The organism is Novosphingobium sp. AAP83 (genome assembly GCF_001295795.1).
In the GTDB taxonomy this organism is placed as follows: domain Bacteria; phylum Pseudomonadota; class Alphaproteobacteria; order Sphingomonadales; family Sphingomonadaceae; genus Novosphingobium.
In genome coordinates this window covers 1-3,896 of record NZ_LJHY01000046.1, presented here as the reverse complement: position 1 = coordinate 3,896, position 3,896 = coordinate 1, and the positions used below count along the sequence as shown (strand labels likewise).

Genomic DNA, 3,896 nt, shown 5'->3' with positions numbered 1-3,896 from the left:
CGCGAAACAAAAGCCGAAATCGCATCATGACACTTGACCCAACAGACAGTCGCTCCCGCTCATCCTGCGCTTATCGAAGGGGGAGGGGGTTGGGGGTGGGCAGAGCGCAGACCTTCGTCTAGTCTGCCACGCATGAAGCGCTTGATACCCCTTGCATTGCTAGCCCTAACTGCTCCTGCCCTCGCGCAACCTGCGCCAGAGGCCGCTCAGGGCCGCCCCCAGCGTGCCTATGCCAATCCCAGCGCACTGATCGCCGCAGACATTGCGATTGCCCGCCTTGCGCGTGAGAAAGGCCATTGGGCAGCATTCCGCGAGACCGCTGATGAGGCAGCGGAACTGCTGGAGAGCGGGCGGGTGCTTGCAAAAACAGCTTTGAAGGATCGCAAAGACCCCGCCAAGGCCGATCAATGGGCACCGCGTTCTGCGTGGATCAGTTGCGATGGTTCAGCCGGATTGACCTTTGGCGGTTGGCAAAACCCGAACGGCGGCAATGGCGAATATATCAGCGTCTGGCAGCGCCAGATCAAAGGCAAAGTCGATTGGAAATGGGTGCTGCGTGACGGGCAGGCCCTGTCCGCGCCTTTGCGCGATCTTGATTGGGCCGAGGGCAAAGTGGCAGATTGCCGAGTGCGCAAGCCAACCGAAGGCGCAGCAGCGCCCGCCACTGGCAAACGCAAACCCGAAAAGCAAAGCAAGGTGCCGCCAATCCTCCCGTTGGCCGGCCCCATTCCGCCAAGCGATGCGCCGACAGGTGCCGATAGCAAGGACGGCCAATCGCACGATGGCACATTGGCTTGGCGATCAACCGTGATGCCTGATGGCAGCCGGCGCTTTGCCGCGTGGATGTGGAAAGACGGCGCGATGCAAGAAGTTGTCTTGCGCAATTTCAAGGCGGATGGAGCTTAATCGCAATGTGGCAATTGTTCGTCTCGGCCTTCGTCACGCTGTTTGTGGTGATCGATCCTCCCGGCTGCGCGCCGATCTATGCGGGTCTTACCGCCAATGCCACCGCGAAACAGGCGTTCAGCATGGCCCTGCGCGCGTGCTTGATCGCCACCTGCATTCTGCTGGTTTTCGCGCTGTTTGGCGAAGACTTGCTCGGCGCGCTGCACATCGAACTCGATAGCTTCCGCATAGCGGGCGGGATCATGCTGTTCCTGATTGCGCTGGATATGGTGTTCGAAAAGCGCACCGAACGCCGCGAAGAACGTGCCGAAAAAGTGCGCACCGCACAGCCTCAGGTTGAGGACGTTGCTGTATTCCCGATGGCCATGCCGATGCTGGCAGGGCCGGGCTCGATCGCGTCGGTCATGCTACTGACCGCGCGCGCCAAGGGCTCAACCGAAACATTGGTGATTCTGGGCGCGCTGGCCGCCGTAATGGTGCTGAGCTTTATCGCGCTGGTGGGCGCGCGCCCGATCATCCGCGCGCTGGGATCGCAAGTCGAAGCGGTCGTCACGCGTTTGCTCGGTGTACTGCTGGCAGCGCTCGCCGCGCAGTTCGTAATCGACGGCATTCAGGCGCAGTTTTAAAGTCTATTGCAGCGTCACCCGCCCGCCGTCGTCATTGTCGCGCTTGCTGAAGAATTGCATCAATTGCACCAGCAATTCACAGCGCGCGCCAAGGGTGTCGGCCTCTAGCAAGGCCTGTTTTGCAGCGGCATCGAACGGCGCAATCTGCGAAACGCCGTTGATCAGCGACATATCATCCAGCCGGCCAACCGAGTCCCAATCGACCGAATAGCCCTGAGCATCGGCAAACTTGCGCGATTCCTGCTCAAACGACGCGCGTTCGACAGCGCTCAGCGCTTCGGCCATGTCGTCGACCAGCAATTCCGCCTCGACCTGACGGAACGGGGTAGTAACTTCGAGTTCGCGGATGATGCGGAATCGCGAAATGCCTTCAAGGACGATGTTGTAGCGGCCATCATCCAAAGCCTCGACATCGGCGATTTTGCCGACACAACCGACTTTGTACAACGGCGCGCCTTCTACCGGCGCCTGGGGCTGAATCATCGCGATACGGCGATCACGCGCGAGCGAATCGCTTACTAGCGCACGATAGCGGGGCTCGAAAAAGTGCAGCGGCAATTGCAATCCGGGATAGAGCACCGCGCCCGTCAACGGGAAGATCGAAAGGCGCGTCGAGTTTACAGTTGCGCCCATCAGATCAACCAAACAACACAGTGGAAAGCTTGCGACGGGTGGCCGCAACCCAGGGATCTTCAAGGCCCACAGCCTCAAAGATTTGCAAGAGCCGCGCTTTGGCCGCGCCGTCGTTCCATTCACGATCAGCAGCAACCATCGCCAGCAGCTTGGCCGCAGCATCATCGCGCTGGCCGCTGGCATAGAGCGCATTGGCGAAAGCCAGCTGCGCGTCCATATCGGCGGGACGTTCAGCCGCAGCGGCACGCAACGCGGCCAACTCTGCCTCTTCAGGGGCATCTTCTGCCAATGCCAACGCAGAGCGTGCCTGTGCGATGGCAGGATCGGCCGCCAGCGCAGGATCAAGCGCATCAAGCACGGCCTGCGCTTCGTCGCGTTGACCCGCCAACAGCAAGGCACGCACCAAACCCGCATGGGCCTGTGCATTATCGGGCGCGATTTCGATGATCTGGGCAAAGATGCTGACGGAGCGTTCACCATCACCTTCCGCCAGGACCTCTTCGGCCATGGCAAGCAGCGGCGTGATATCCTGCGCAGGCTCCCCTGCCTGCACCGGCAATTTTGCGAGCAATTGATCCAGATACTGGCGAAGTTGCGTTTCGGTGCGCGCAGGCGTCAGATCGGCTACGGGCTGGCCCTGGAACATCGCATAGACTGTGGGGATCGAACGCACCTGGAATTGTGCTGCGATGAATTGCTCTTCATCGACATTGACCTTGGCCAGAACCACGCCCTTGTCGGCGTATTCGGCGGCGATCTTTTCGAGCACCGGGGTCAGCGTCTTACATGGCCCGCACCATTCCGCCCAGAAATCGAGGATGACCAGTTGCGTCATCGATGGCTCGACCACATCCTTGCGGAAGCGGTCCACTGCCTTCTGTTCGTCGAGGTTAAGCCCCATGCTGGCCAAGTTGCGTCTCCGGTCAATCTGCTGCGGTTTTGTTGTTCCCCTAATGTGGGATGTGCGCGCCATTCGGCAAGAGGAAACGGGGTTTTGCCCAGAGAGTTGTGCATCGGTGCATTTTTGGTGTTGCGCTAATGCCGAGTCGCAGTTAGAGGCCCCAACACCCCAGCCGGACGGGACACTTTCCACCGGCTAGAAACGCTCGAGCGGGCGTAGCTCAGTGGTAGAGCACAACCTTGCCAAGGTTGGGGTCGAGGGTTCGAATCCCTTCGCCCGCTCCAGTTTTCTCCCAGAAAATCAACGATTTCGCCGACCGGCGACCCTTGAAATTCTGGAGACAACGCCTCGCCTAGACCCCCATTGTCTCCATATTGTCTCCAATTTTGGTACAGGTTGGGGCGTCGTGGGGAAAGCCGGTCGTAGCTCGTGAATTTTGAGCCCACTTTTTGCACCAAGATTGTCGATCGATGTCGCCCGAACTTGCGCCTAACGTGTGGTGTGAAACGGCTCATCTCGCTGCTAGCAGTCGGGCGCCTTGGCAGAGAGGCAGCGTGCTGCGCCAGAACAGCGCAAGGCAAACTCTTTTTCGGATCGCCGAGGTCGCACATATCGATATTGCCGGCCCCGTAATGCCTGCCAATCTTGAGAAACTGGCCGTCAACGGCGGATACCTGAAGAATATGTCACCGCCGGAATCTGACTGGCGCAATTGGCATAACTCGAACCGCCGCAGAACCACTCGCTCGCATTAGCCGCTGATCCCTGGGCTCGAAGCCTGTCCTCCTTCAATCAACCCGTGAAGGGTCCGCTACGCGTGCGCGTGCGGC

At 59.8% G+C, this 3,896-nt stretch carries 5 protein-coding genes and 1 tRNA gene; 4 read left to right on the top strand and 2 right to left on the bottom strand.

Annotated elements, in window-relative coordinates; translation table 11 throughout:
- Positions 1-132: 132 nt before the first annotated feature.
- The gene (locus tag IP81_RS16485; protein ID WP_054109106.1) at positions 133-906 is read left to right on the top strand and encodes a hypothetical protein; all 774 of its coding nucleotides are present in this window, start codon (positions 133-135) and stop codon (positions 904-906) included.
- Positions 907-911: 5 nt separating this feature from the next.
- The gene (locus IP81_RS16480) at positions 912-1,532 is read left to right on the top strand and encodes a MarC family protein (protein ID WP_054109105.1); all 621 of its coding nucleotides are present in this window, start codon (positions 912-914) and stop codon (positions 1,530-1,532) included.
- Positions 1,533-1,535: 3 nt separating this feature from the next.
- Here IP81_RS16480 and IP81_RS16475 read toward each other — a convergent pair whose 3' ends face one another.
- Positions 1,536-2,165: an LON peptidase substrate-binding domain-containing protein gene (locus IP81_RS16475; RefSeq protein ID WP_054109107.1), complete on the bottom strand. Its 630-nt coding sequence runs from the start codon at positions 2,163-2,165 to the stop codon at positions 1,536-1,538.
- Between the two features lie 4 nt (positions 2,166-2,169).
- The gene (locus tag IP81_RS16470; RefSeq protein ID WP_054109104.1) at positions 2,170-3,066 is read right to left on the bottom strand and encodes a tetratricopeptide repeat protein; all 897 of its coding nucleotides are present in this window, start codon (positions 3,064-3,066) and stop codon (positions 2,170-2,172) included.
- A 209-nt stretch (positions 3,067-3,275) separates the two neighbouring features.
- On the opposite strand from IP81_RS16470, the gene IP81_RS16465 reads away from it, so the two are divergent.
- Together IP81_RS16465 and IP81_RS16460 are read left to right on the top strand one after the other, a co-directional pair.
- Positions 3,276-3,350: transfer RNA gene (locus tag IP81_RS16465), tRNA-Gly, on the top strand.
- Between the two features lie 270 nt (positions 3,351-3,620).
- Positions 3,621-3,821: a hypothetical protein gene (locus IP81_RS16460; RefSeq protein ID WP_054109103.1), complete on the top strand. Its 201-nt coding sequence runs from the start codon at positions 3,621-3,623 to the stop codon at positions 3,819-3,821.
- Positions 3,822-3,896 lie beyond the last annotated feature (75 nt).

What these genes read in the sequence shown, in the direction of transcription:
- IP81_RS16485 (WP_054109106.1), top strand. Translation starts at nt 133, where the DNA reads ATGAAGCGCTTGATACCCCTTGCATTGCTAGCCCTAACTGCTCCTGCC.
- IP81_RS16470 (WP_054109104.1), bottom strand. Translation starts at nt 3,066, where the DNA reads ATGGGGCTTAACCTCGACGAACAGAAGGCAGTGGACCGCTTCCGCAAG.
- IP81_RS16475 (WP_054109107.1), bottom strand. Translation starts at nt 2,165, where the DNA reads ATGGGCGCAACTGTAAACTCGACGCGCCTTTCGATCTTCCCGTTGACG.
- IP81_RS16480 (WP_054109105.1), top strand. Translation starts at nt 912, where the DNA reads ATGTGGCAATTGTTCGTCTCGGCCTTCGTCACGCTGTTTGTGGTGATC.